The following is a 22,590-nucleotide window of genomic DNA, read 5'->3' as shown; positions in this document are numbered from 1 at the left end:
ATCTCATGGACTCATTCTTCCGGAAGAGCGTAGCGCGGCAAGCTTATGGTGAAGACGCAGCCCGATTTGGGAATGTTGCGAACACTCAGCGTGCCTGCATTTGCCTCAACGCTGCGCCGGGCGATGGAAAGCCCAAGCCCGATGCCGGTGCGATCCACTCCATTTTGCCGAAAGGGCTCGAACATGGTTTCAACATCGCCAGCAGCCAGGCCGCCGCAATGGTCCGTTACATCGATCCAGATGCGATCGCCCACTGCATACGCGTCCAGCGTGACTTCGGTGTTGTGCCGAGTGAACTTGAAGGCGTTCTGGAGCAGATTCCCGGTAGCAGAAAGCAGGAGTTCCCGGTTGGCAGAGACTGCCAGCCTTGCGTCAACGTCGGATGCCGTGAAGTCACATCCGTAAGCTTGGGCGGAAAGGGTCGCCATCTCCTTGATATCGGCCACGAAATCGGCAAGAGGAAAAATCTGTGCCGACTCCGTCCCGCCAGCGGTCAAACGTACATCGGCCAGCGATTCGTCGATCAAGTCACGCAGGCCGGTTAGACTACGCTCCAGGACCGCCCCAGTCGCGCCCGATAGACTCAGGTTTCCGGCTCGCGCCGCGGCGAAAGCGAGCGTCGCCGTTTGCAGAAAATTGCGTAGTTCGTGGGCGAAAAACCCCAACCGTTCGTTCATCTCCCGCACATGCCTGTCGGTGGATTCCGCATCGCGCTGATAGCTGAATTCCGTCACTGCATCGGCGATGGCGTTGTCTAGGCACCGATTGAGCGTCCGGAATTCATCTATTTCGAACGGCACATCGCGCTCATAGGCCAAATCGGTAATCGCCTGGCACAAGTCGCCATAGTCGTGAACCACTTGGTCGACCGAAAAGCCGAGTGCCAAGAGCTGTCGCCCATGTTGCGCAGCCGAGATGCCGATCGTCGAAAACGACACCCCGCCACCAGTCAGGCCAGAAATTCTCCGGCTGCCCATTGGGTCGGCAGTCTGTTCAACACGTAGCGTCTGGATCAGTTGATTCAGAAATAGCGGAATTCCGTTTTGCAATTGAGCGTCCGTGGCACTGCGGGCTGGCCGGCACGCCACCTTCAGTCGGCATCTGTCGATAAGCTCGTCACGGTTATTCGATAGAAAGTCGTGCATCATGGCGTCTCTCTCCGGTTCGACGGTTACACGGTTGGCTGCATCTTCATGCCTTTGCTTGTCCACCACAACGCCCCCAGGCCCGCCAACATCGCCACAGCTGATGAAACGAGAATGCCCAGCTTCACAGACGGCAGGACCTGCGGTGGAAACGCCAGTCCGGAGATAAACAGCGCCATGGTGAACCCTACGCCCGTCAACATACTCCCCGCAGTAATCGACTTCCAGGGCAGGTCTGGCGGGCGTAGGGCCAGTCGAATCTTCACCGCCACAAGACTGAACAGCAATACTCCGACCGGTTTGCCGATCACGAACGCCCCGAAAGTCGCTACTATTACGGACCCCCGGAGATCGGCCGAATCGAAGTGAACGCCCGCATTGGCAAGGGCAAAAAGAGGCAGGATCGCAAACGCGACCCAGGGATGTAGATCGAACTCCAAGCGTTCGACGGGAGATTCCGACTCCCGCGCTGCTATGCCAGCCCGATGCACGTCGAGACGCCCCTGGACATCGACCTTTCCGCGCTCTATGGGCGCATGTGCGACCACACGCCCAAGGATGGCATGTAGACGATTGCCGCTGACCCAGCTTCGCGCTGGAGTCATCAAGCCAAGTATGACTCCCGTGACCGTTGCATGCACGCCAGAAGCGTCGAATGCGCACCAGATGGCCAAGCCGGCGACAGCGTAGAATCCGAGGCTTCGGATTCCCACCCATGTCGCGCAAGCAACCAGGACACATCCGGCTCCCGCGCTGGCGAGAAAGAACCAATTCAACGCCGTGCCGTACTTCGCAGCGACCACGAGAATGGCCCCAATGTCATCGAAGATTGCAAGCGCCAGCAAGAATAAGCGCAAAGCCTCTGGAACGCGGCGCCCCAGGACAGCAAGGGCCCCTACGACAAGAGCCGTATCGGTGGACATGACGGCGCCCCATCCCTGGGCATCGGCGCCCGTACTCGACAAGATCAGGTAGATACCCACCGGAACGACCATGCCCCCCACCGCCCCCGCTAGCGGCAATGCTGCCAGCCGCGGAGTCCTCAATTCCCCGAGGACCATCTCTCGCTTCAACTCCAGTGCAACGACGAAGAAGAACAGCGTCATCAACGCGTCATTGATCCAGTGCTGTAGCGAGCGCGACCAGTCAGCATGTCCCACCGAGAACCCGAGTTCCATTTCCCAAAAGGCGAGATATTTCTCCGAGAATGGGGAGTTGGCCATACCCAACGCAATGACGATGCATACCAGCAGGATGGCGCCTGCCACCGCCTCGATGTCGAGAAAGCGCACGAATGGCTGCGTGAAGCGGTCAACCAGCTCCGTGGGTAAGTGATCCGGCTCTCGGTTCATCATTGGCACCGACGTCTGAAGCGTTGGAGTTCGTGGTGCAGCACCCATCCCACTGGCCTGTCTGCGATGCCGTTGAATCTACATCTGGCCTCGCATGGCCTTGCTTCATGCCCCGGTCGGGTTGACCGGATCAGCCAAGTCCTGCGTGGTGCCTTGCCGTATTCACCATACACGAGCCAAAATTGGACATCCATGCCTCATTTGAAACAACTGTGCCCGGTGGCACTGATGTGCCACCGGGCACAGTTGTTTCAAGTACATCACTTACCGCTGCATGTCTCCGGCGTATTCCTGGAGTCCCGTTGCGGCGACACCGGCGCCGACAGCATTTCCGACCATCGTTGAATATTCCGCCGTGCATTCTCGGACCACTGTTCGTAGGGTTGCGGGGTCATTAGCGCCGGTGCCAGGGCCGGGATCGCCGCTGGCCTGACCACTACGGGACTCGGCGGCGGCGAGGGCGTTGCGCAGGCCGACAATAGCGAACTCGCGGTCGCGCACAGCAGCAGCCGCAGCCGCCAGGCGCTCGTGGGTCTGGTGGGTAACATGGGCGTTCGCCTCCATTCTGGCAAATTCGATGGCGCGCTGGTCGGCCTCCGCCGTGCGCGCGGCCTCGGCGTGATCTTCGCGCTCCTGGGCAATCTCAGCGGCCTGATCGCTGTTTCTGGCATTCAGGCGCCATTCCTGGGCCGTCCATGCCCCAGCACCCGCAGCGGCGGCGGAGAGCGCCGCCACGGCCCCGTATCTGGCCCACGCGGGCATCACGACAGGCATAGCGTCACCTCGTCCAGCCGGCGCGCGTACAGGCCCGGCACGAACCGCTGCGACCCGTCGGCCAGGGTGATGTAGGACCAGACCGGCCGCCCGTCCGGGCCGTTGGCGATGGCGCGGCAGCCGTCGGCCAGCCGGCCGGCGTTGATCAGACCCAGCGCCCGGCTGGCGCACGTCGCCGGCACGCCGAAATTGTGCGAGTGCGAGCTAAGCGCGTCGAACGTGCCCTGGGACACGTCGGCCGTGATGCAGTCCGCCAGGCTGAGCTGGCCACGCTCGACAACCAGGCGCTCGACCTCGGCGCATCGCTGGTCGCTCCAGTAGTCGCCGACGACGACAGGGTATGGGCTGGTGTGGCGGGTGATGCCCTTGCATACGGTGGGCAGCCCGCGCGCCAGGCGGTCCGCGTAAACGACGTTCTGTCCCTCGCCCTCCCAGCGCCCCAGGAAGTCCTGAAGCTGGGGGCTGAACAACGTCAGCACGCCGGAGGCGATCAGCGCGGCCGCCCCGACCTTGCCGGCGCGACTCATGGGTCGCACCGATCGTGAAGGGCTGCCATCTGAGCGTCGTGCAGCTCCTGGCGGCGCCGTTCTTCGGCCGCGATGGCCGCCCGCTCGCGCCGGTCGCGCCGGCGCTGGTAGTAGACGTTGGCCAGCGCGCCCAGTAGCGCGATCAGCACGCCGGTCCAGCCGATCCAGTTCACGGATGCTGCCCAGCCAACGACCCCGGTTACCGCGCCAGCCTCGGCGGTCCTGTTGGCGGCCGTGATTGCCGCGTCATCGAATTTCATTTGTGGATTCCTTTGGGGCATGGCTGCCTCCCTCGAGGACGAAAAAAGCCCGCCGGCGCTACCCGACGGGCTTTCAACGGTTGAACGAGGTCACACCAGCGCGGTGATATCCCGCACGGTCAGCTGCGAGATTTCAGCGATGGCCGGCGCCGTGGGCGTCTTGGATCCGTTCGCGGACAGGAACATGAGGTTGCCGTTCGCCGTGTTCGCAGGCGTCGTCGCCCTCACGCAAACGGTCATCTCGCCCTTTGCATTGGGGGGCGGCGACGCGAGGAACTCGTAGCCCGTCTGCGACCACGCTGCGTTGACCCAGTTGACAGACATCATCGACGTGAACATGCCCATCACCTGCGCCGCGGGCAGGTCCCAACGGATGCGCGCCGTGAACTCGAACACGCGGCCCGGCAGGATGTTCAGGAGGTTCGTGGAGAGCTGGCCGTTGGCCGCTGCGGCAGTGCCCCACGTCACCCGCTGCCATTTGCCAACATCGCCATCCACCAGCGAGGTGACGGCGGACGCCGGCATACCGCCCACGCGCTCCATGTATTCGGCCAGGCCGTCGCTGTTGGTGTCGGGGCAACACACCAGGAGAACGCAATGGGCGCCCGTCCATTTACCGACACCCTCGTAAAGCTGCGCTACGGCGCGCTGCATGACGAACTGACCGATGCGATGAATGAGCTGGTCAACAAGTGCAGCGCCGCCAGCAAGGGCGGCAAGCTGACCCTCACCATCGCGCTGAAGCCCGGCAAGGGCGGCCAGATGGAAATCACCGATGACCTGAAGGTCAGCACGCCCAAGGAAGAGAAGGGCAGCACGATCATGTTCGCCACGCCCGAGGGCAACTTGCAGCGCGAAGACCCGCGCCAGAAATCGCTGGAGGGCATCCGCTCGGTGGAGCAAGAGGCCCGCGAAATTCGCACGCTGTCGTCCGCCACGCCGGCCCAGGCCGCCGGCTGGTCACCTTTCCCACCCGGGCGTGAGCCCAAGCACAACCTTTCCCACAAGAGGAAACACATGGAAGACCTGAAAACCGCTTTGAACGCTGGCGCCGCGCTGGCCGAACCGTCCGAGGTGCACGGTGTGCCCTTCGTCGTCGTGCCCGAGGGCTACGAGTCCCACACCTTTGAACGGCTGCTGCCCGCGCCCACCCGCCACACCGGCCGCGCCACGTTCAACGATGCGGCAAGCTTCATCCGCTACGTGGGCGAGTACAGCGGCGCGGCAACCGCCCGCCTGTACTACCAGGTCACCCCGAGCCCGGCCTTTGTCGCGGTCCTGAATCACCGGACCGCGGGCAGCCCGAGCTGGGGCGATCACCGCGCCGTCTACAACGCGCCGCTGTCGCCCGAGTGGAAAACCTGGACGGCCAGTGATGGCAAGAGGATGAAGCAGGAAGAGTTCGCCCTGTTCATCGAACAGAACCTGCCGGACGTGATCATGCCGACCGCCGCCGAGTTCCTGGAGCTGGCGCAGAACTTCCAGGCCACCAAGGCCGTGAACTTCGCCAGCGGCACGAGGCTGGGAAATGGTCAAAACCAGCTCGTGTATGAAGAGACGATCCAGGCGCGCGCTGGCGAACGTGGCCAGCTCGAAATCCCCGAGACGTTCACCCTGGGCATTCCCGTGTTCGAGGGTGACGCGGCCTATTCGCTGATCGCCCGACTGCGCTACCGCATCCAGGATGGAAAGTTGGTCCTCTGGTACGACCTCGACCGCCCCCACAAGATCATCGACGACGCGGTGAAGCAGCTCCGCGTGGCGATCGAGGCCGAAACCGGCCTGGTGGGTTTCAACGGGACTCCGGCCTAAGAGCCGGGCGGCGCCTCACCCCCGTGGGGCGCCTCGGAGAAAGCGACCATGAAAACTACCCGTTATCCCCGCCGCCGCCCTTACCGTGCGGGCCGCATCGATCGCCGAGAATCCACGACCGCCTGGGTAGACCGAATGATCCAGCGCGGCGGCGTGGCACGGTCCGACGCGTTCCGACAGGGGATGCAGGTCGCCCACGCTCGGCGATACATGGCGGACCCGCTCGGCCGGTTCGGGCGGCCGGCCACCAACACTCCCGAGTTCGACCAGTTCCAGGCGGGCTATGCCCACGCCGAGGAATTGATTGCAAAGCAACTGTAGGAGCCAGCATGCACCAGCAATCCAGCACCACGGTGGCGCGCCCCGTGCGCCTGCTCACCCCGACCGTGCCGCGCCACGTCCACGAGAGCGCATGCGCCGCGCGCGACATCGCCAAGCGGCAGTACGACCAGCAGACGGTGGCGTTGCATCGCCGGTCCGTTGCCTATCTCGCGGCGATGGACGATAACCACCGCCTGCGCCAGTTGCTCGTGGCCCACGGCATCAACCCGGAGGCAGCATGACTTCGACGCTCAGTTTCATCGTGGGGATGGTCGTGGGCATGCTCTTCGGCGGCACGGTCGGCGTGGCCGCCGCCTGCATCTGCGCTGCGGCCCGCGACACGGACGACGCCCGGCCCGAGGGCGACAGGGCGGACACCGCCGCAGAAGAAGATGAGGCCTTTCGCGATATTAAACGACAGCAGCGTCGGCGTTCAGAAGGACCAAAACATGAGCCCTTGGACCAAAATCGTTGCGACGGCGAAGCCCAGCAGCACCTGGACCCAGAGGCGGTGGCCGAGGCCACGGGAGAGCCCCGCAGCGGCACCAAGAAGCGATACGCAGGCAGCACCAAGGAACGACAACTGGACAATCTGGGTCTGCATAATCTTCCCCCTATCCAGGCAACATGCCGGGTTCAATTTACGGGAAACACTACCGGGGAAGCAAATGGGTGCAGGGGGGGGAATCAGTCACCCTGCGGGCAGAGTGCTGCCTTGGTCGAGCGGCCGGCCTTTGATGCCGAGCGCCCCATCGCTGTCCACCACCGCAGCACCGCTGCAAGCAGGATGGAGGGAGCATGACCGCGGAAGTACCGGTGCGCACGCGGGCCTTGCCGCGTGTCCGCAAGGCCTGGGGCACCAGTGCCAACGTGGACGGCGAAGTGCTCCAGTACACCGAGGGGGAAATGTCTGACTTCGGCGACGCCTGCTACCAGGACGGGCACTGCGACGCGCTGGCGGCCGTCTCCCGCGCCCTGGCCGCCGCTGGGATGCCGATAGGCCCCGCCAGCTACTCGGCCGCGCAACGCGCCGAGGATGACGCGTGGGCCGAATATCGCGCTGGCCGCGGGCCGCACCCGGTGAGGCGGTGATGGCGCGCGAGTCGATCCAGACGGAGCTGGGCGAAGAATTGCAGTGCACGCGATGCCGCGAGTTCTGGCCCGCCGATGATGAATTTTTTAGCCGCACCAGCGACAACCGCGACGGGTTCAAGAGCTGGTGCAAAGCATGCCTGAACGCATACGACCGCGCCCGCGCGGCGCAGCGGAGATCCATGGAGGGAGCACGATGACCTACACCCTGGCACAGCTCGAACTGTCGGCCGGCGCCTACGGCGAAATCGCAGACAAGTTGCGCTTGGCCGGCTATGACCACGCCATCGGCGACGACGGCATGCTGGACATGACCGGCTTGGGCGTCACCTGCGGCGCGCCGGCTGGCGATCCGTCGCCGGAGTGCGATCCCACAGACATCTGCGCCGGCTGCCGGTGCAAGTTCGCGCGAAGGGGAAGGCGATGATGGCCCTTGCTCCAGATATCCCCGCAGGCTGCGAAATGACCCGCAACTGGGCCGTAACAGTGCGGGCCGAGGGCGCCGACATTCTAACCATCTCGTCCGAGCACCTGGCTGGCGTTGCCGACATCGCGCCCTGGGCATCCACGATCCGCGGGTGTGCGCGACACCTGATGGCGTTCGTCGGTCCACAGACAATCGACATCGACGCCATCGCGCTCGACGTGGCACGAGAAATCAAGAAGCTGGACCCGATCGCGATGCGCGGGGGGCATACGCAGTATCTGGCCGCCATCAAGGACCTGGTGGCCGACGGCATCCGCGCCGTCCTAGAAACCGAGGAAGGGAAATGAGCAACACCAGCCAGCACACCGAATCGCTCTTGAGGCTCGAACGGGTCATGGACCGTGTAGGCCTGGGGCGCACTTCCATCTATGACGAAGTGAAGGCGGGAACCTTCCCCAGGCCGGTCAAGCGGGGGAAGCGCTCCCTCTGGGTTGAGTCCGAGGTGGATGCCTGGATTGCCGGTGCGATCACCGAGTACCGAACCGGCAAGAATCCGTAGATGTCCGCTGACAGCCGCGACGCGGTGTACCCATGGGTGTACCCATGGAGCGGAAAAGACAAAGGCCTTAGACAGGTGGAGGTGTCTAAGGCCTTGATTTTATTGGTCGGGGCGGCGGGATTCGAACTCGCGACCCTCTGCTCCCAAAGCAGATGCGCTACCAGGCTGCGCTACGCCCCGACGGACCCGCATTGTACCCGATGCCAGGCCCCCTTACGGCCCGGCCGGCCATTTCTTGAACGCGGGCACCCAATGAATAGGTGGGCCAAAGGGATCGGCAGCAAGGCCCTCCACCCCGGAATGGCCGGTGCGCCGGGGTAATATCTTTCCATGCGGGCCGAGCCGCGTCCATCCGCCGGATGGGGCGCGGCGGCGGAATGGCCAAGGAGAGCTTCATGAACGAACAAGGGACCCTGGATCGCCTGGAACCGGGGATGGTGATTCCTTACGGCGGTAACCGGTATACCCGTGTGGATGCGGAGCTGGCGCGCGCCTTCCAGGCGGGTGACCGGCTGCTGGTGGTGCAGGAAAGCGGGGCGCTGCTGCGGATTCCCGGGCAGGTGGATGAGGTGGTCCGGGCACGGGTGGGCGAGGCGCGCGCGGCCTTCGAGGCGCTGGCGCAGGCACGGCCGGGCGCGGTGGACCGGTTCTACGAGACCTTCGCCGACGCGCTGGAGCGCGACGAGGTCTGGGCGCAGGTGGTGGCGGCCAACGAGGAGGACGTGCGGCGCGCGCAGCAGCGGGGCCGTTCGACGACGCGGTTGAAGGTGTCGGACAAGATGCGCGCCGCGATGATCGAGGGGCTGCGGGTCTGGCCGGGCCTGGCGGCGCAGGATGACCGGGTGCTGGGCCGGGTGGACCATGGCGACTGGCAGGTCGACGTGCTGCGGGTGCCGCTGGGCGTGGTGGCTTTCGTGTTCGAGGGCCGGCCGAACGTGCTGGTGGACGCCTGCGGGGTGTTGGCCAGCGGCAATACGGCGGTGCTGCGGATAGGCAGCGATGCGCTGGGCACGGCCAGCGCGCTCTTGCGCCATGCGCTGCGGCCGTCGCTGGAGGCGGCGGGGCTGCCGCAGGGGGCGGTCAGCTTGGTCGAGGTCGAGGACCGCGCGGCGGGCTGGGCGATGTTCAGCGACAACCGGCTGGCGCTGGCGGTGGCGCGGGGGTCGGGTACGGCGGTGATGCAGCTGAGCAGCGTGGCGCGGCAGGCGGGTGTGCCGGTCAGCGCGCATGGCACGGGCGGCGCCTGGCTGGTGGCGGATCCCAGCGCGGACGGCGAGCGTTTCGAGCGGGCGGTGCGGCATTCGCTGGACCGCAAGGTCTGCAATACGCTGAACGTGTGCTGCATCGTGCGCGAGCGGGTGGCGGACCTGATGCCGCGCTTCCTGCGCGCCATCGACGAGGCCGGGGCTGCCTTGAGCGGGGCACCGCGCCTGCATGTCACGCCTTCGGCGCAGCCTTTCGTGCCGGCGGAGCTGTTCGGGCGCCGCACCTTGGTGCGGCGTGCCGAGGGGGACGTGGACGAGCCCTATGCCAGCCCGTTGCCCGAGGCGCGGCTGGGGCAGGAGTGGGAATGGGAAGAGACGCCGGAACTGTCGCTGGTGGTGGTGGAGTCGGTGGACGAGGCGGTGGCGCTGTTCAATCGCTACAGCCCCCGTTTCGTGGCCAGCCTGATCGCCAGCGATCCGCAGGCGCACCAGCGTTTCCGGTTGCGTATCGATGCGCCGTTCGTGGGCGACGGTTTCACGCGATGGGTGGATGGCCAGTATGCGCTGGGCAAGCCGGAATTGGGGTTGTCCAACTGGGAGCATGGCCGCTTGCTGGGCCGCGGAGGCGTGCTGACGGGCGCCGATCTGGCCGCTGTGCGGCTGGTGGCCACCACGGCGCAGGAACAGCATCGCTAGATCGCCGTGTCCAAACGTTCCCTGGATATCGCCGCCATCGCGATGCTCGTGCTGCTTTGCGCGAGCTGGGGCGGGCAGCAGGTCGCGGTCAAGATCGCGCTGCCCGATTTCCCGCCTTTTCTGCAGATGGGCATACGCTCGGCCGGGGCCGGGCTGCTGGTGCTGTTCTATTGCCTGGCCACCGGGCGGGGCAGGCTGTTCGTGCGGGACGGCTCGCTGTGGCTGGGCCTGTTCTCGGGGCTGCTATTCTCCGGCGAGTTCGTGCTGATCTACCTGGGCCTGCAGTGGACCGACGCCAGCCGCACTTCGCTCTTTCTTTATACGGCGCCATTTTTCGTGGCGCTGGGGGCGACCTGGCTGCTGCCGGCGGAGCGCCTGCGCTGGCCGCAGTGGGTGGGGCTGGGCCTGTCTTTCTGCGGGACCGCCATCGTGATGGGTGTCCCGCGCGGGGCCACGTCGCCGCATGCGTGGCTGGGCGATCTGATGATCATCGGGGCGGCGGTGTTCTGGGCGGCGACGACGCTGGGCATCAAGGCCACGCGCCTGGCCACGGCACCTCCCGAGAAGGTGCTGCTGTACCAGCTGGCGATGTCGGCCGTGATCGGACTGGGCGCCGGCATGGTCACCGGCGAATCGGTGCGCGGGGTCAGCCTGGCGCCCGTGCTGGCGCTGACCTACCAGACGGTGTGGATCGCCGCCACGACCTTCCTGCTCTGGCTGCGGCTGTTGACGCTGTACCCGGCCAGCACGCTGCAGGCGGGCACGTCGATGTCGCCGCTGTTCGGCGTGGCCGCCGCGGCGCTGATCCTGCATGAACCGGTCGGGCCGATGTTCCTGCTGGCCGTGGCGCTGGTGGTGTCGGGGCTGGTGCTGGTGAACAGGCGCTAGCCGCCGGCGGCGCCCTGTGTGTTGACGTACAGCGCGTAGATGGACGTGCTGGCGGCCATGAACAGGCGGTTGCGGTGCCGGCCGCCGAAGCACAGGTTGGCGCAGCGCTCCGGCAGCGCGATGTGGCCGATGGCCTCGCCGTCCGGCGCGAACACGCGCACGCCGTCCAGTTCGTCGCTGCCCATGCCCCAGCCGCACCACAGGTTGCCGTCCACGTCCACGCGCAGGCCGTCCGGGGTGCCCGGTCCGGCATCGATGACGACGCGTCGGTTGGACAGTTTCTTGCCCGCCGCGACGTCGAAGGCCAGGATGCGGCGCGGCTTGGCGCGCGACTCCACCACGTACAGCACGGATTCGTCCGGCGAGAAGGCCAGGCCGTTGGGGCTGGCGATGTCGCCGGCGACGACCTCAGCCATGCCGGTGGCGGGATCGAGCCGGTAGAGGTTGGACGGCAGCTCCTGCCTGGCCGGAAGGCCCTGGTAGTAGCCGGCTATGCCGAAGGGCGGATCGGAGAACCAGACCGTGCCGTCGGACTTGACGACGACGTCGTTGGGCGAGTTCAGCGGCTTGCCGTCATGGCGGTCCATCAGCACGGTGACGGCGCCATCGTGCTCGGTGCGGGTCACCCGGCGGCCGCTGTGTTCGCAGGTGACGAGGCGCCCCTGCCGGTCGCGCGTCATGCCGTTGGCGTGGCCGGACGGCGAACGGAAGACGCTGACCGCGCCGCTGATCTCGTCCCAGCGCATGACGCGGTCATTGGGGATGTCGCTCCAGAGCAGGTAGCGGCCGTCGCCGAACCAGACCGGCCCTTCGTTCCAGCGGCAGCCGGTGGCCAGGCGCTCGACCGCGGCCGACGGCAGCCGGTATTGCTCGAACCGGGCGTCGAACGCGCGGATGGCGGGGTCGGGATAGCGCTGCGATGCCTGCCACATGGTGCCTCCTGGAGCGGGGCGCTGGTGGGTGCGCCCGGAGCTTCGATTGTCGGCGATCGGCGCGCCTGCCGCCAGTCCGCGCGATGGCAGCTTCTGCGTCGTGGGCGAGTAGATTTTTCACTTCCACCAGGAATCGCGGCAGGGGAAAGCCCGTGCCGGCCGCCTGGCACGAAGCCTGCTCGACCCATGCCATGGACTTCACCCATGCATCTTCCTCCGCCTTGACCGCGCTGGCCGGCGACGGGGCCGCCCCGGAACTGGTCTATGTGGACGACACCCGGCCCGGGTATGGCCGCAAGCTGTTCCGGGGCCGGTTCGTGTACGTGGACCAGCGGGGCGAGCGTATCCGCGACCCCAAGGAGATCGCCCGCATCAATGCCCTGGCCATCCCGCCGGCCTATGGCGAGGTGTGGATATGCCCCGACCCGGCAGGGCACATCCAGGCCACCGGCCGCGATGCGCGCGGACGCAAGCAGTATCGCTACCACCCGCAATGGCAGGCGGTGCGCGACGCCGACAAGTATGCGCAATTGTCGGAATTCGGCCGGGCCCTGCCGCGCATCCGGCGCCGGGTGCAGCGGGCGCTCGATGCGCCGGGGCTGGGGGAGGAAAAAGTGCTGGCCGCGGTGGTGCGCCTGCTGGAGGCGACGCTGGTGCGGGTGGGCAACCGCGCCTACGCCAGGCAGAACCGTTCGTTCGGCCTGACCACGCTGCGGCCGCGCCATGCGTCGCTGTCGGGCACGCGCCTGCGGCTGCGCTTCCGCGGCAAGAGCGGGATCGAACACGACGTCACCATCGCCGATCGCCGGGTGGCGCGGGTGGTGCGCCGCTGCATGGAGATTCCCGGGCAGACGCTGTTCCACTACCTGGACGAGGCGGGGCAGCCGCGCGGCATCGATTCGTCGGCCGTGAACGCCTATCTGCGCGAGGCGGGGCAGGGGGATTTCACGGCCAAGCACTACCGGACCTGGGCCGGCTCGGTGCTGGCGCTGGAGTGGCTGCGGCGCATGCCGCGCGAGGAAGGCGCGGCCGCGCGCCAGGCCGTGGTCGAGGCGGTGAAGGCGGTGGCGCAGCGGCTGGCCAATACGCCGGCGGTGTGCCGGGCCTGCTACATCCATCCGGCCATCATCGATGCCTATCTGCGGGGGGAACTGCCGGCGACCTGGCCCGCTTCCGGTCCGCGCGGGCTGAGCGCGGCCGAGCGGCGGTTGCTGGCGTTCCTGGACGGCCTGGGCTGATCGCCCTACGAGCGCGCCGGCCGCGCCCGCCGCCGCTCCAGCCAGGCACCCAGTTCGCCCACGATGCCGCGCCGGAAGGCCAGCACGCAGACGACGAAGATCAGGCCCGTGACGATGGTGACGGCGTCGCCCAGGCTGCCGAACCACGCGATGCCGGTCGCATTCGCCAGCGCGTTGCCCCATTCGCCGATCTTGTTCTCGACCAGGACGATGATGAGCGCGCCCACCATGGGGCCGGTCAGGGTGCCCATGCCGCCCACCAGGGTCATGAGGATGACGAGGCCGGACATCTGCCAGACCACGTCGCTGAGCGTGGCCGAGATGAACACCACCGATTTCGTCGCCCCCGCCAGCCCGGTCAGCGCGGCGGACAGCACGAAGGCCAGCAGCTTGTAGCGGTTGACGTCGTAGCCCAGCGAAGTGGCGCGCGCCTCGTTCTCGCGTATGGCTTTCAGGACCTGCCCGAACGGCGACTGCACCGTGCGGTAGATCAGGAACACGCCGAACAGGAATATCGCCAGCACGACGTAGTACAGCGCCATGTCGTTGCCCAGGTCGATGTGGCCCAGCAGCGTGCCGCGCGGAATGGCCTGCAGGCCGTCCTCGCCGCCGGTAAAGGGTGCCTGCAGGTAGAAGAAGTAGAGCATCTGCGCGACGGCCAGCGTGATCATCGCGAAATAGATGCCGCTGCGCCGGATGGCGAGCCCGCCCATGACCAGCCCGATCGCCGCCGCGACGGCCACGCCGAACAGGATGCCCAGCTCGGTGGGCAGCCCCCAGGTCTTGAGCGCATAGCCGGTGGCGTAGGCCGCGCTGCCCAGGAAGGCGGCGTGCCCGAACGACAGCAGCCCGGTGTAGCCCAGCAGCAGGTTGAACGCGCAGGCGAACAGCGCATAGCACATCAGCTTCATCGCGAAGATGGGATAGACGCCGAGGTAGGGCAGTACGCCCAGCCCCAGCACCAGCGCCAGGCAGCCGGCAAGGTGTCGGTTCATGTGGCTTTTCCAAACAGGCCGGCGGGCCGCGCGAGCAGCACCAGGGCCATCAGCACGAAGACGACGGTGTTCGATGCCTCGGGATAGAACACCTTGGTGAAGCCCTCGATCACGCCCAGGCCCAGGCCGGTCAGGATGGAGCCCATGATGGACCCCATGCCGCCGATGACCACCACGGCGAAGACGACGATGATCAGGTTCGACCCCATCAGCGGCGAGACCTGCTGCACGGGGGCCGCCAGCACCCCCGCGAAGGCCGCCAGCGCCACGCCGAAGGCGTAGGTCAGCGTCACCATGAGCGGGACGTTGACGCCGAAGGCCTCCACCAGCCGGGGATTCTCGGTACCGGCGCGCAGGTAGGCGCCCAGGCGCGTGCGCTCGATCACGTACCAGGTCGCCAGGCACACGGCCAGGGAGGCCAGCACGACCCAGGCCCGGTAGTTGGGCAGGACCATGAAACCCAGGTCGGTGGCGCCCTGGAGCAGTTCCGGCACGGGGTAGGACTGGCCCGAGACCCCGTAGAAGCTGCGGAACACTCCCTCGATCAGCAGCGTCAGGCCGAAGGTCAGCAGCAGGCCGTAGACATGGTCGAGCTTGTACAGCCAGCGCAGCATCGTGCGTTCGATCACGACACCCAGCAGGGCGACCGCCAGCGGCGCCAGCACCAGCATCCACCAATAGCCCAGCCCCAGGTACTGCAGGCCCAGCCAGGCCAGGAAGGCGCCGACCATGTACAAGGCGCCGTGCGCGAAGTTGATGACGTTGAGCAGGCCGAAGATGACGGCCAGCCCCAGCGACAGCACCGCATAGAAGGAGCCGTTGACGAGCCCGAGCAGCAATTGCCCGAGCATCGCCTGCAGCGGGACGCCGAAGATCGTCATGACTTCTTCAGCAGCGGGCACTTGGATTCGGCGGGCGTGGTGTAGACCTTGTCGCCGGGCAGCTTCTGCGCCACCTTGTAGTAGTCCCAGGGACCCTTGGATTCCTTGGGCGTCTTCACCTGGAACAGGTACATGTCGTAGATCATGCGGCCGTCCGCGCGCACGTAGCCGTCATGGGCGAACATGTCGTTGATCTTGTTCGACTTGAACCATTTCATGATGGTGTCGGGATCGTCGGTGCCCGTGGCCTTGACCGCCTTCAGGTAGAAGGACGCGGCCGAGTAGTCGGCCGCCTGCAGCGACGAGGGCTTGCGCTTGAGCTTCTGTTCGAACTTGGCGGCCCAGGCGCGCGACTCGTTGCTCTGGTCCCAGTACCAGCCATCGGTCAGATACAGGCCCTGCGTGGCGTTCAGCCCCAGCGTGTGGATGTCGTTGATGAACACCAGCAGGCCGGCGATCTTCATGGTCTTGGTGACGCCGAACTCCGCCGCCGCCTTGGTGGCGTTGATGAAGTCGCCGCCGGCGTTCGCCATGCCCAGGATCTGCGCCTTGGAGGCCTGGGCCTGCAGCAGGAAGGACGAGAAGTCGGAAGCCGCCAGGGGATGGCGGATGGACCCCACCACCGTGCCGCCCGCGGCCTTGACCACCGCGCTGGTGTCGGCTTCGAGCGAGTGGCCGAAGGCGTAGTCGGCGGTCAGGAAGAACCAGCTCTTGCCGCCCTGGGCCACCACGGCCGATCCGGTGCCGCGCGCCAGCGCGACCGTGTCGTAGGCGTAGTGGACGATGTAGGGCGAGCAGTCCTCGTTGGTCAGGCGCGACGAGCCGGCGCCGATGACGATGTAGGGAATCTTTTTCTCGGTGGCCACCTTGGCCATGGCCAGGGCGGTGGAGGAGTTGGTGCCGCCTATCAGGAGGTCCAGCCCCTGCTGGTCTATCCATTCGCGGGCGCGGGCCGAGGCGATGTCGGGCTTGTTCTGGTGGTCGGCGTACAGGACTTCGATCTTCTTGCCGTTGACCTGGCCGCCGGCGTCGGCCACGGCCATGCGGATGGCATCGGCCCCGGCCGGGCCGTCGATATCGGCATAGACGCTCGAGCCGTCGGTGATGAAGCCTATCTTGATGACGTCGCCGGAAATCTTCGGCGCCTGCGCCAGCGTCGGCGCGGTGGATCCCAGGACCAAACCGGCCGTGATGGCCGCTGCAAGGGCTTGCTTCTTCATGCGCGTCTCCTAAGAGGTACTCCTCATACGCCAAGCAGTTCGTGCAGGGTGTCCTGCTTGGCGGCCAGGTCCGACGATGCGAAGGCTTCGATCACGCGGCCGTGTTCCATCACGTAGAAGCGGTCGGCCAGCGGCGCGGCGAAGCGGAAATTCTGTTCCACCATGACGATGGTGTAGTTGCGCGCTTTCAGGGCCCGGATCATGCGTGCCAGGGCCTGCACGATGACGGGCGCCAGCCCCTCCGAGATCTCGTCCAGCAGCAGGAGGTCGGCGCCCGTGCGCAGTATCCGGGCCACCGCCAGCATCTGCTGCTCGCCGCCGGACAGCCGTGTGCCGGGGGAATGCCGGCGCTCGCGCAGGTTGGGGAACATCTCGTAGATTTCCTCGACCGACATGGCCCGTTCGCCGGTGCCGCGCAGGGGAGGGGGCAGCATCAGGTTTTCCTCGCAGGACAGCGAGGCGAAGATGCCGCGCTCCTCGGGGCAGTAGCCCACGCCCAGGTGGGCGATGCGGTGGGTGGGCATGCCTATGGATTCCACGCCGCCTATGCGCACCGATCCGCGGCGCGCGCCGGTCAGGCCCAGGATGGCGCGCAGCGTGGTGGTGCGGCCCGCGCCGTTGCGGCCCAGCAGCGTGACGACTTCGCCGCGCGCCACGTCCAGGTCCACGCCGTGCAGGATGTGCGATTCTCCGTACCAGGCATGCAGGTTCCGGATTTCCAGCGCCGGACCGTTCATGCGTGGGCTCCCTGCAGTTCGCCGTCCACCGTGCCCATGTAGGCCTGCATCACTTCGGGGTTGCGGGACACGGCGTCGTAGGGGCCCTCGGCCAGCACCATGCCGCGCGCCAGGACCGTGATGGTGCTGGCGATGGAAGACACGACCTTCATGTTGTGTTCCACCATCAGGATGGTGCGGCCCGCCCCGACCTTCCTGATCAGCTGGGTGACGCGGTCCACGTCCTCGTGGCCCATGCCCTGCGTGGGTTCGTCCAGCAGCATCAGTTCGGGCTCCATGGCCAGGGTGGTGGCGATTTCCAGGGCGCGCTTGCGCCCGTAGGGCAGTTCCACCGCCGGCGTGCCGGCGAATTCGGCCAGCCCCACCTCGTCCAGCAGTTCCATGGCGCGGGGATTCAGGCGGTCCAGCAGCGAGACGCTGCGCCAGAACCGGAAGGTGCCGCCTTCGCGCCGCTGCAGCCCGATGCGGACGTTCTCCAGGGCGGTCAGGTGCGGGAAGATGGCGGAGATCTGGAACGACCGGATGATGCCGCGCCGCGCGACCTGGGCCGGCGCCTCGCCGGTGATGTCGGTGCCGTTGAAAAAAATACGCCCGGAGGTGGGCGTCAGGAACTTCGTGAGCAGGTTGAAGCAGGTGGTCTTGCCGGCGCCGTTGGGGCCGATGAGGGCATGGATGCTGCCCCGCGCCACGCGCAGGTTCACATCCTTGACCGCGACGAATCCCTTGAAGGCCTTGCTGAGGTCCCGGGTTTCGAGGATGAGGTCGCTCATGGTTTCCTGTGTCAGGCTATGCCGCATGCGCCTGCTGCATTGTGTCGCAAATCCTTCTCTTGGGGGCCTAGGTGTTTGCCCGGAACCGCCGGACGGGGGAGGGGCGGCCTGGTGGTAAACTTGCGCGCTCCGGGGCGGCGGTAGCTCAATTGGATAGAGCACAGGCCTTCTAAGCCTGGGGTTACGGGTTCGATTCCTGTCCGCCGCGCCAATCCACGCATCTTTCCTTTCCCTCCGTCAGGCCCGCTTCTTGCGAACCGCTTCCCGTCACGACTACGGGAGACGCGCCTTGGACTGGCCTGGAATCTTCGCCTTTTCCATTCCGCCGCTCGAGACCCTGGTCCGCGGCACGGTCATGTATTGGCTGTTGTTCCTGTTGTTCCGGTTCGTCGTCCGCCGCGACGTCGGTTCGATGGGCATCGCGGACATCCTGCTGATCGTGATCGTGGCCGACGCGGCGCAGAACGGCATGGCCGGCGACGGCAAGAGCGTGACCGACGCGGCGCTGCTCGTGATCACGCTGGTCGCCTGGAACATGGCCCTGGACCGCCTGGCGTTCCATTTTCCGCCGGTGCGCCGGTTCGTCGATCCGGAGAAGGTCATGCTGATACGCAACGGCAGGAAGCTGCGCGACAACATGCGGCGGCAGTCGATCACCGACGAGGAGCTCGAGGCGAAGTACCGGCAGCAGGGCATCGAATCGATCGACGACGTGAAGGCCCTGTATCTGGAGGCCGACGGCAACGTCAGTGTCATCAAGCGGAAATGACGGGCGTCAGTCCGCGCCGTAGGCCATCGTCGTCATCAGGGCGAGGGCGGCCTGGCGGGAATCCAGGCGGGTGTGCTGCACCACGATGGGCACGTCCGATTCGATGACGCTGGCGTAGTCGGTGTCCAGCGGTATCGGTTCGGGGTCGCGCAGGTCGTTGAACCGAAGATGCAGCGTGCGCCGCGCAGGCACGAGGACGCGGTAGGGGCCGGCAGGCTCGCGGTCCGAAAAATACACCGTCAGGCGCACCTGGGCGGGAGCGTCGCCCGTGTTCAGGATGCAGGCGGTTTCATGGCTGGCGGTCTGGCGAGTGCGGTCGTCCCCGGAAGGCGGCAGATAGCCTTCGGCGATGATCCAGCGGCGTTTGCCCAGGGCTTGCATGTGCAGGTCTCCGAAACGGGGATTACAGCGAAACGCGCGGCCGCAGCCAGCGATATCCGTAGCCTCGCAGCCGCAGCCGGACCGGGTGGCCCGATGGGGCGTCGTAGGGGCCGTCGGCCATGACGTCCGTCATGTGCTGGCAGTCGGTGTCGTGCAGAGTGAACTGCACCTCCTCCGGCCCGAGGTTGGCCAGCGTCAGGACCGCCACGCCGTCGAGTTCGTGCCGCAGCGCCAGCACCTGGGGACATTCGATGGAGGCAGGGCGGCAGTGGCCGGCGCCTATTTCCCGCATGCCCAGGCGGGCGCGGATCATCTTGCCGGTACGGGTCAGCAGCGAGTCCTCGTCCAGCGATTGCGCGTAGACATTGACGTGCCGGTAGCCGTAGGGGTCCGAGTCGATCAGCGGCACCGCCAACCGCTCGGGGCGCGCGGCGGAAAAGCCGGCACCGGGTTCGTCCGACCATTGCATGGCGGTGCGCACCGCCAGCCGCTCGGGCAGCGACAGGTCGTCGCCCATGCCGATCTCCTCGCCATAGCGCAGGATGGGCGTGCCCGGCAGCGAGAACAGCAGCGCGTGCACCAGCGCCAGCCGCCGCTTGTCGCCGCCCAGCATGGGGGGAAGCCGCCGCCGGATGCCGCGATGATAGATGCGCATGTCGGGATCGGGGGCGAAGCAGTCCATGACTTCCCGCCGTTCGTCCTCGCTCAGGCGTTCCAGGTCCAGTTCATCGTGATTGCGCAGCCAGAGCGCGTATTGCGCGCCTTCGGGCGGGACGGGCTGTCCGGCCAGGGCTCGCACCAGCGGCTCGGCCTTCCCGCGCGCCAGTGCCAGGTAGAGGTAATTGTTGAGCCAGAAATTGAGCACCAGCGTCAGCCGGTCGCCCCGGCCGAAGTAGTCGACGTACTGCCGGGGAGGCACGTCCACTTCTCCCAGCAGCACGGCATCGGCCCGCCGCCGGGAGACGAAGCGGCGCATGTCGTCCAGCAGCCAGAAGCCGTCGTCGGCGGGATCGGGCGAGCGGGCGCTGTCTATCATGTGCGAGGCGGCGTCCACGCGGAAGCCCGAGACGCCAAGCCGCAGCCAGAAATCCATGATCCGCTCGACTTCGTGCCGCACGTCGGGATTGCCGAGGTCGAGGTCCGGTTCGTGCGAATAGAAGATGTGCTTGTAGTACTGGCCCGCCTGTTCGTCCCAGGTCCAGACGCTGTCCTCGACGGTGGGGAAGATGGGTTTCTCTTCGGTGGGCTCGGGGGTATCGGCCCAGACGTAGTAGCCGCGATAGCGCGACGTCCGGTCCCGGCGGGCAGCCTGGAACCAGGGGTGGCGGTCGGACGTATGGTGCACCACCAGGTCGATGATCACGCGCAGCCCCAGCTCCTCGGCCTTGGCCATCAGGGCGACGAAGTCGGGTAGCGCGCCGAAGCGCGGGTCGACCGCCAGATGGTCGATGACGTCGTAGCCGCCGTCGCGGAACGGCGAGGCATAGAAGGGGGTCAGCCACAGGCAGGTCACGCCCAGGCCGCGCAGGTACTCCAGCCGCTCCGAGATGCCTTCGAGGTCGCCACGGCCATCGCCGTTGGCGTCGCGGAACAGGCTGGGATCGACCTGGTAGATGATGGCGTTTCGATACCAGAGCGGCATCATGTCTCAGCTCCCGGTTCCAGCACCACGGCGTGTTCGCCCGCCAACTCCCCGCGAAAGCGCGAGCCCGGCGCCTGGCCGTCGCTGCACAGCGCGATGCGCCAGTCCCCCGGGGGATGGAAGCGCCTCGGCTGTGCGGCGAAGTTCACGCAGACCAGGCGGACGTCGTCGCCCCGGCGGCGCCGGAATGCCAGGACCTCCGGCGGGGAGTCGATTTCTTCCCAGTCGCCCAGCCGCAGTGCGGGGCTGGCCTTACGCACCGCCAGCGCCTGCCGGTAAAGATGGAGAATGGAGCCGGGGTCGGCCCATTGCCGTTGCGCCGAGTGCGACGCGGGGTCGGGCGGGAAGGGCAGCCACGGGGGAGCGCCTTCCCAGCCATGGGGCGGCGCCGCCGTCCAGGGGATGGGCGCGCGGCAGCCATCCCTGCCGCCCGGGTCGACCTGCCGCTGCGGATCGACGAGGGCGTCTTCCAGGCCAAGTTCCTCGCCCTGGAACAGGAATGGAGTGCCGCGCAGCGACAGCAGCAGGATCGCCGCCGCGCGCGCCCGGCGCAGCGAGCCGCCGTAGCGGCTGCGATGGCGGACGTTGTCATGGTTGGACAGCACCCAGGTCGGCCAGGCATCGGCCGGCCGCAGCAGGGCATCGACCTCGCGGATGCAGGTACGGAAGACGACCGGATCCCAGGGCGCATCCAGCGGCGGGAAGTTGAACGACATGTGCAGTTCGTCCCCGGCACCGTAGTACTGGACGACGCTGGCGGTCGAGCGGATGTTCACCTCGCCGACCAGGATGCGCTCGCCGGGATAGCTGTCCACCAGCCGCCGTATGCCGCGCAGCACCTCGTGGCTGTAGGGCTGGTCGTTGAAATCTGCCAGCGGCTCGCCGGCCAGGCAGCGTGGATGGTCGGCGAAGGTCGGATCCTTGCCGGTGCAATGGGCCACGTCTATGCGAAAGCCATCGACGCCGCGGTCCAGCCAGAAGCGCAGCACACCGTGCATGGCTTCCACCACCTCGGGATTGCGCCAATTCAGGTCGGGCTGCTGGGGCAGGAAGAAATGCAGGTAGTACTGGCCGCTTTTCTCGTCCCAGGTCCAGGCGCTGCCCGCGCCCAGCGCCGCCCGCCAGTCGTTCGGTTCGTCGCGCCAGATGTACCAGTCGCGCCGCGGGCTGGCCCGTGACGAGCGGGAGTCCAGAAACCAGGGATGCTGGTCGGAGGTATGGTTGGGCACGAAATCGAGCAGCAGGCGCAGGCCCCGCGCGTGGGCTTCGTCGATCAGCCGCTGCGCATCGCCCAGCGTGCCGAACAAGGGATCGATGTCGCAGTAGTCGCTGATGTCGTAGCCGGCATCCGCCATGGGCGAGCGGAATATCGGCGACACCCATACCGCGTCGGCGCCCAGGTCGCGGACGTGGTCCAGGTGGGCGAGCATGCCGGGAATGTCTCCCACGCCGTCGCCGTTGGCATCGGCGAACGAACGGGGATATATCTGGTACACGACTGCATTTTTCCACCAGGCTTCATCGGAGCGCGTGCCATTCATGCGGTTTGCCGGCCTTGTCCTTGTCGGGGCGAGTGGTCCAGCAAGTGATATTCCCAAGGGAAATCCGGAAGGCAGGTGGGTACCCTAGGCGGGCGGCGGTTGAACTTTCTCCGCCGTGGCATTGCCTCATGGGTGTACCGTCTGCAGGAGACTTCTATGTCAGAAGGCGCAGGAGAGCACTACAAGGGTTATTACATCCGTACCGTTGCGCGCGCGGTCAATCATCCCCGGGAAGGCATGACGTCGCTGTTCGAGGGTGTCGCCACGATATCGCTGGACCCGGGATCGCAATACCACCCCGTTCCTCCCGACCAGCACCTGGGCGACGACCAGGTGTTCGGCACCGAATTCGAAGCCCATCGATATGCCGAAAAGGCCGCCAGGCGCTACATCGACAAGCTCGAAAAAGGAAAGTAGCGCCACGGC

Annotated in this window: 28 protein-coding genes and 2 tRNA genes; 14 read left to right on the top strand and 16 right to left on the bottom strand. The window is 66.6% G+C overall.

Annotation, left to right across the window (positions count from 1 at the left end; all coding sequences use genetic code 11):
- Positions 1 to 11 precede the first annotated feature (11 nt).
- The 6 genes from N5K27_RS28290 to N5K27_RS28265 form a co-directional block, all read right to left on the bottom strand.
- Positions 12 to 1,148: a HAMP domain-containing sensor histidine kinase gene (locus tag N5K27_RS28290; protein WP_279820897.1), complete on the bottom strand. Its 1,137-nt coding sequence runs from the start codon at positions 1,146 to 1,148 to the stop codon at positions 12 to 14.
- 23 nt (positions 1,149 to 1,171) lie between these two features.
- Entirely contained in the window at positions 1,172 to 2,500 is a 1,329-nt protein-coding gene (gene nhaA / locus N5K27_RS28285) for a Na+/H+ antiporter NhaA (RefSeq protein WP_279820895.1), read from the bottom strand.
- Between the two features lie 261 nt (positions 2,501 to 2,761).
- Positions 2,762 to 3,271 carry a hypothetical protein gene (locus N5K27_RS28280; protein ID WP_279820893.1) on the bottom strand — a complete coding sequence of 170 codons (510 nt, stop codon included), beginning with the start codon at positions 3,269 to 3,271 and terminating at the stop codon, positions 2,762 to 2,764.
- Positions 3,259 to 3,807, bottom strand: a complete 549-nt coding sequence (locus N5K27_RS28275) for a lysozyme (protein ID WP_279820891.1) — start codon at positions 3,805 to 3,807, stop codon at positions 3,259 to 3,261. The genes N5K27_RS28280 and N5K27_RS28275 overlap by 13 nt, the downstream gene beginning before the upstream one ends.
- Entirely contained in the window at positions 3,795 to 4,058 is a 264-nt protein-coding gene (locus N5K27_RS28270; RefSeq protein WP_279820889.1) for a holin, read from the bottom strand. The genes N5K27_RS28275 and N5K27_RS28270 overlap by 13 nt, the downstream gene beginning before the upstream one ends.
- Positions 4,059 to 4,148: 90 nt before the next feature.
- Entirely contained in the window at positions 4,149 to 4,712 is a 564-nt protein-coding gene (locus tag N5K27_RS28265; RefSeq protein WP_279820887.1) for a hypothetical protein, read from the bottom strand.
- On the opposite strand from N5K27_RS28265, the gene N5K27_RS28260 reads away from it, so the two are divergent.
- The 8 genes from N5K27_RS28260 to N5K27_RS28225 all read left to right on the top strand — a co-directional run bounded on the left by N5K27_RS28260 (position 4,656) and on the right by N5K27_RS28225 (position 8,269).
- A complete protein-coding gene (locus N5K27_RS28260; RefSeq protein ID WP_279820885.1) occupies positions 4,656 to 5,870 on the top strand; it encodes a DUF2303 family protein in 1,215 nt (404 codons plus the stop codon). The two genes, N5K27_RS28265 and N5K27_RS28260, sit on opposite strands and share 57 nt — an antisense overlap.
- Positions 5,871 to 5,918: 48 nt before the next feature.
- A complete protein-coding gene (locus tag N5K27_RS28255) occupies positions 5,919 to 6,191 on the top strand; it encodes a hypothetical protein (RefSeq protein WP_279820883.1) in 273 nt (90 codons plus the stop codon).
- A gap of 8 nt (positions 6,192 to 6,199) precedes the next feature.
- Positions 6,200 to 6,433, top strand: coding sequence for a hypothetical protein (locus N5K27_RS28250; RefSeq protein WP_279820881.1), 234 nt, complete (start codon positions 6,200 to 6,202; stop codon positions 6,431 to 6,433).
- The gene (locus tag N5K27_RS28245) at positions 6,430 to 6,993 is read left to right on the top strand and encodes a hypothetical protein (RefSeq protein WP_279820879.1); all 564 of its coding nucleotides are present in this window, start codon (positions 6,430 to 6,432) and stop codon (positions 6,991 to 6,993) included. The genes N5K27_RS28250 and N5K27_RS28245 overlap by 4 nt, the downstream gene beginning before the upstream one ends.
- Entirely contained in the window at positions 6,990 to 7,283 is a 294-nt protein-coding gene (locus N5K27_RS28240) for a hypothetical protein (protein ID WP_279820877.1), read from the top strand. Before N5K27_RS28245 ends, N5K27_RS28240 begins: the two co-directional genes overlap by 4 nt.
- A gap of 196 nt (positions 7,284 to 7,479) precedes the next feature.
- Positions 7,480 to 7,710 carry a hypothetical protein gene (locus N5K27_RS28235; protein ID WP_279820875.1) on the top strand — a complete coding sequence of 77 codons (231 nt, stop codon included), beginning with the start codon at positions 7,480 to 7,482 and terminating at the stop codon, positions 7,708 to 7,710.
- Positions 7,707 to 8,057: a hypothetical protein gene (locus N5K27_RS28230; protein ID WP_279820873.1), complete on the top strand. Its 351-nt coding sequence runs from the start codon at positions 7,707 to 7,709 to the stop codon at positions 8,055 to 8,057. The genes N5K27_RS28235 and N5K27_RS28230 overlap by 4 nt, the downstream gene beginning before the upstream one ends.
- On the top strand, positions 8,054 to 8,269 hold the full coding sequence (locus N5K27_RS28225; RefSeq protein WP_279820871.1) for an AlpA family transcriptional regulator: 216 nt from the start codon (positions 8,054 to 8,056) through the stop codon (positions 8,267 to 8,269). The genes N5K27_RS28230 and N5K27_RS28225 overlap by 4 nt, the downstream gene beginning before the upstream one ends.
- 103 nt (positions 8,270 to 8,372) lie before the next feature.
- Here the strand turns inward: N5K27_RS28225 and N5K27_RS28220 are convergent.
- Positions 8,373 to 8,449 (bottom strand) — tRNA-Pro (locus N5K27_RS28220).
- Between the two features lie 215 nt (positions 8,450 to 8,664).
- Between N5K27_RS28220 and N5K27_RS28215 the strand changes: the two genes are divergently transcribed.
- The gene (locus tag N5K27_RS28215) at positions 8,665 to 10,170 is read left to right on the top strand and encodes an aldehyde dehydrogenase family protein (RefSeq protein ID WP_087839693.1); all 1,506 of its coding nucleotides are present in this window, start codon (positions 8,665 to 8,667) and stop codon (positions 10,168 to 10,170) included.
- A gap of 6 nt (positions 10,171 to 10,176) precedes the next feature.
- Complete coding sequence (locus N5K27_RS28210; RefSeq protein ID WP_279820869.1) at positions 10,177 to 11,058, top strand: DMT family transporter; 882 nt, start codon at positions 10,177 to 10,179, stop codon at positions 11,056 to 11,058.
- Here N5K27_RS28210 and N5K27_RS28205 read toward each other — a convergent pair.
- The gene (locus tag N5K27_RS28205; protein WP_087839692.1) at positions 11,055 to 11,990 is read right to left on the bottom strand and encodes an SMP-30/gluconolactonase/LRE family protein; all 936 of its coding nucleotides are present in this window, start codon (positions 11,988 to 11,990) and stop codon (positions 11,055 to 11,057) included. The two genes, N5K27_RS28210 and N5K27_RS28205, sit on opposite strands and share 4 nt — an antisense overlap.
- A 191-nt stretch (positions 11,991 to 12,181) precedes the next feature.
- Between N5K27_RS28205 and N5K27_RS28200 the strand changes: the two genes are divergently transcribed.
- Entirely contained in the window at positions 12,182 to 13,228 is a 1,047-nt protein-coding gene (locus N5K27_RS28200) for a DNA topoisomerase IB (RefSeq protein WP_132979436.1), read from the top strand.
- A gap of 5 nt (positions 13,229 to 13,233) precedes the next feature.
- On the opposite strand, the gene N5K27_RS28195 is transcribed toward N5K27_RS28200, so the two are convergent.
- From N5K27_RS28195 to N5K27_RS28175, 5 genes are read right to left on the bottom strand one after another with little or no spacing between them, the layout of a single operon-like run.
- Complete coding sequence (locus N5K27_RS28195) at positions 13,234 to 14,223, bottom strand: branched-chain amino acid ABC transporter permease (protein ID WP_279820866.1); 990 nt, start codon at positions 14,221 to 14,223, stop codon at positions 13,234 to 13,236.
- Positions 14,220 to 15,104, bottom strand: coding sequence for a branched-chain amino acid ABC transporter permease (locus N5K27_RS28190; protein ID WP_087839690.1), 885 nt, complete (start codon positions 15,102 to 15,104; stop codon positions 14,220 to 14,222). Before N5K27_RS28190 ends, N5K27_RS28195 begins: the two co-directional genes overlap by 4 nt.
- The gene (locus N5K27_RS28185; protein ID WP_087839689.1) at positions 15,101 to 16,324 is read right to left on the bottom strand and encodes an ABC transporter substrate-binding protein; all 1,224 of its coding nucleotides are present in this window, start codon (positions 16,322 to 16,324) and stop codon (positions 15,101 to 15,103) included. Before N5K27_RS28185 ends, N5K27_RS28190 begins: the two co-directional genes overlap by 4 nt.
- A 23-nt stretch (positions 16,325 to 16,347) precedes the next feature.
- A complete protein-coding gene (locus tag N5K27_RS28180) occupies positions 16,348 to 17,061 on the bottom strand; it encodes an ABC transporter ATP-binding protein (protein ID WP_087839688.1) in 714 nt (237 codons plus the stop codon).
- Complete coding sequence (locus N5K27_RS28175) at positions 17,058 to 17,831, bottom strand: ABC transporter ATP-binding protein (RefSeq protein WP_165963081.1); 774 nt, start codon at positions 17,829 to 17,831, stop codon at positions 17,058 to 17,060. Before N5K27_RS28175 ends, N5K27_RS28180 begins: the two co-directional genes overlap by 4 nt.
- A 134-nt stretch (positions 17,832 to 17,965) precedes the next feature.
- On the opposite strand from N5K27_RS28175, the gene N5K27_RS28170 reads away from it, so the two are divergent.
- Both N5K27_RS28170 and N5K27_RS28165 read left to right on the top strand, forming a co-directional pair.
- Positions 17,966 to 18,042: transfer RNA gene (locus N5K27_RS28170), tRNA-Arg, on the top strand.
- Positions 18,043 to 18,120: 78 nt separating this feature from the next.
- Positions 18,121 to 18,600, top strand: coding sequence for a YetF domain-containing protein (locus tag N5K27_RS28165; RefSeq protein WP_243724433.1), 480 nt, complete (start codon positions 18,121 to 18,123; stop codon positions 18,598 to 18,600).
- Between the two features lie 6 nt (positions 18,601 to 18,606).
- Here the strand turns inward: N5K27_RS28165 and N5K27_RS28160 are convergent, their stop codons facing one another.
- Genes N5K27_RS28160 through N5K27_RS28150 form a run of 3 tightly spaced genes read right to left on the bottom strand, consistent with a single transcriptional unit; the run spans position 18,607 to position 22,119 of the window.
- Positions 18,607 to 18,981, bottom strand: a complete 375-nt coding sequence (locus N5K27_RS28160; RefSeq protein ID WP_087839686.1) for a sensory rhodopsin transducer — start codon at positions 18,979 to 18,981, stop codon at positions 18,607 to 18,609.
- Positions 18,982 to 19,003: 22 nt separating this feature from the next.
- A complete protein-coding gene (locus tag N5K27_RS28155) occupies positions 19,004 to 20,626 on the bottom strand; it encodes an alpha-amylase family protein (protein ID WP_087839685.1) in 1,623 nt (540 codons plus the stop codon).
- Positions 20,623 to 22,119 carry an alpha-amylase family glycosyl hydrolase gene (locus N5K27_RS28150; RefSeq protein ID WP_243724432.1) on the bottom strand — a complete coding sequence of 499 codons (1,497 nt, stop codon included), beginning with the start codon at positions 22,117 to 22,119 and terminating at the stop codon, positions 20,623 to 20,625. The genes N5K27_RS28155 and N5K27_RS28150 overlap by 4 nt, the downstream gene beginning before the upstream one ends.
- A 201-nt stretch (positions 22,120 to 22,320) precedes the next feature.
- Here N5K27_RS28150 and N5K27_RS28145 point away from each other — a divergent pair, with 201 nt between their 5' ends.
- Complete coding sequence (locus tag N5K27_RS28145) at positions 22,321 to 22,581, top strand: hypothetical protein (RefSeq protein WP_087839683.1); 261 nt, start codon at positions 22,321 to 22,323, stop codon at positions 22,579 to 22,581.
- Positions 22,582 to 22,590: the final 9 nt, after the last annotated feature.

This window comes from Pigmentiphaga sp. GD03639, from assembly GCF_029845405.1.
GTDB classification, from domain to species: domain Bacteria; phylum Pseudomonadota; class Gammaproteobacteria; order Burkholderiales; family Burkholderiaceae_B; genus Pigmentiphaga; species Pigmentiphaga daeguensis.
The sequence above is the reverse complement of the archived record's forward strand: the minus strand, read 5'-3'. Positions and strand labels throughout refer to the sequence as shown.

Coding starts and splice junctions, on each gene's coding strand:
- N5K27_RS28290 (WP_279820897.1), bottom strand. CDS start 1,148: ATGATGCACGACTTTCTATCGAATAACCGTGACGAGCTTATCGACAGA.
- nhaA (WP_279820895.1), bottom strand. CDS start 2,500: ATGATGAACCGAGAGCCGGATCACTTACCCACGGAGCTGGTTGACCGC.
- N5K27_RS28280 (WP_279820893.1), bottom strand. CDS start 3,271: ATGCCTGTCGTGATGCCCGCGTGGGCCAGATACGGGGCCGTGGCGGCG.
- N5K27_RS28270 (WP_279820889.1), bottom strand. CDS start 4,058: ATGAAATTCGATGACGCGGCAATCACGGCCGCCAACAGGACCGCCGAG.
- N5K27_RS28260 (WP_279820885.1), top strand. CDS start 4,656: ATGGGCGCCCGTCCATTTACCGACACCCTCGTAAAGCTGCGCTACGGC.
- N5K27_RS28265 (WP_279820887.1), bottom strand. CDS start 4,712: ATGCAGCGCGCCGTAGCGCAGCTTTACGAGGGTGTCGGTAAATGGACG.
- N5K27_RS28255 (WP_279820883.1), top strand. CDS start 5,919: ATGAAAACTACCCGTTATCCCCGCCGCCGCCCTTACCGTGCGGGCCGC.
- N5K27_RS28250 (WP_279820881.1), top strand. CDS start 6,200: ATGCACCAGCAATCCAGCACCACGGTGGCGCGCCCCGTGCGCCTGCTC.
- N5K27_RS28245 (WP_279820879.1), top strand. CDS start 6,430: ATGACTTCGACGCTCAGTTTCATCGTGGGGATGGTCGTGGGCATGCTC.
- N5K27_RS28240 (WP_279820877.1), top strand. CDS start 6,990: ATGACCGCGGAAGTACCGGTGCGCACGCGGGCCTTGCCGCGTGTCCGC.
- N5K27_RS28235 (WP_279820875.1), top strand. CDS start 7,480: ATGACCTACACCCTGGCACAGCTCGAACTGTCGGCCGGCGCCTACGGC.
- N5K27_RS28230 (WP_279820873.1), top strand. CDS start 7,707: ATGATGGCCCTTGCTCCAGATATCCCCGCAGGCTGCGAAATGACCCGC.
- N5K27_RS28225 (WP_279820871.1), top strand. CDS start 8,054: ATGAGCAACACCAGCCAGCACACCGAATCGCTCTTGAGGCTCGAACGG.
- N5K27_RS28215 (WP_087839693.1), top strand. CDS start 8,665: ATGAACGAACAAGGGACCCTGGATCGCCTGGAACCGGGGATGGTGATT.
- N5K27_RS28205 (WP_087839692.1), bottom strand. CDS start 11,990: ATGTGGCAGGCATCGCAGCGCTATCCCGACCCCGCCATCCGCGCGTTC.
- N5K27_RS28200 (WP_132979436.1), top strand. CDS start 12,182: ATGGACTTCACCCATGCATCTTCCTCCGCCTTGACCGCGCTGGCCGGC.
- N5K27_RS28195 (WP_279820866.1), bottom strand. CDS start 14,223: ATGAACCGACACCTTGCCGGCTGCCTGGCGCTGGTGCTGGGGCTGGGC.
- N5K27_RS28190 (WP_087839690.1), bottom strand. CDS start 15,104: ATGACGATCTTCGGCGTCCCGCTGCAGGCGATGCTCGGGCAATTGCTG.
- N5K27_RS28185 (WP_087839689.1), bottom strand. CDS start 16,324: ATGAAGAAGCAAGCCCTTGCAGCGGCCATCACGGCCGGTTTGGTCCTG.
- N5K27_RS28180 (WP_087839688.1), bottom strand. CDS start 17,061: ATGAACGGTCCGGCGCTGGAAATCCGGAACCTGCATGCCTGGTACGGA.
- N5K27_RS28175 (WP_165963081.1), bottom strand. CDS start 17,831: ATGAGCGACCTCATCCTCGAAACCCGGGACCTCAGCAAGGCCTTCAAG.
- N5K27_RS28160 (WP_087839686.1), bottom strand. CDS start 18,981: ATGCAAGCCCTGGGCAAACGCCGCTGGATCATCGCCGAAGGCTATCTG.
- N5K27_RS28155 (WP_087839685.1), bottom strand. CDS start 20,626: ATGATGCCGCTCTGGTATCGAAACGCCATCATCTACCAGGTCGATCCC.
- N5K27_RS28145 (WP_087839683.1), top strand. CDS start 22,321: ATGTCAGAAGGCGCAGGAGAGCACTACAAGGGTTATTACATCCGTACC.